This is a genomic window from Alteromonas marina (assembly GCF_000808575.1).
GTDB classification, from domain to species: domain Bacteria; phylum Pseudomonadota; class Gammaproteobacteria; order Enterobacterales; family Alteromonadaceae; genus Alteromonas; species Alteromonas marina_A.
On the sequence record NZ_JWLW01000027.1, the window covers coordinates 1 to 581 of the forward strand.

1 protein-coding gene is annotated in these 581 nt (G+C 48.5%); it reads right to left on the bottom strand.

Annotated features, from left to right (window positions below):
* Window positions 1-581, bottom strand: a 581-nt coding sequence (locus RJ41_RS13935) for an Ig-like domain-containing domain (RefSeq protein WP_039222000.1), incomplete at both ends; no start/stop codon positions are given.

Below are 581 nucleotides of genomic sequence, written 5' to 3' on the forward strand. Positions count from 1 at the left end.
AACTCATAGTTTTCACCTGCCATCAGATGTGCATCCGGCGTAAACGTAATCGTTCGGCGGTCGCTGCTCAGCGTCACGCTGCCTGCTACTGCACCTGCACTACTGTGAAGCGATACCGTCTCTTCATTCACACAGTGTGCCGCCAGTGATTCATTCAGAAGCAGTCTCACCGGAGCATTCACTGGCACATCCGTGAGCCCTTGCGACAGGTTGTTTGATAACACACTCGGTGCCTGTGCGTCTTCAACATCACCAGCTGTAAACGTATACTGATGATAACTGCCCACATTATTACCTGCGATATCCTTCAGGTAGGTACCCCAACTGATATACAACGTGTAGCGATGCCCCTCTTCTAACAATGCATCTGGGGTTAACGTTACGCGCTTACCGTCAGTACTTAAGCTAAGTGTCGCAGCTTCATTACGTGATTCCGTATTGTTATACAACCTGAATGACTCACTGGTCAGTGATGTTGGGTCAATACGTTCACTGAAGTCTGCCGTAAACACCGCATTTAATGCCACATCCGTTGCACCATTTTTCGGGCTGTAACTTATCAATGAACCGGTTTGTGTGTC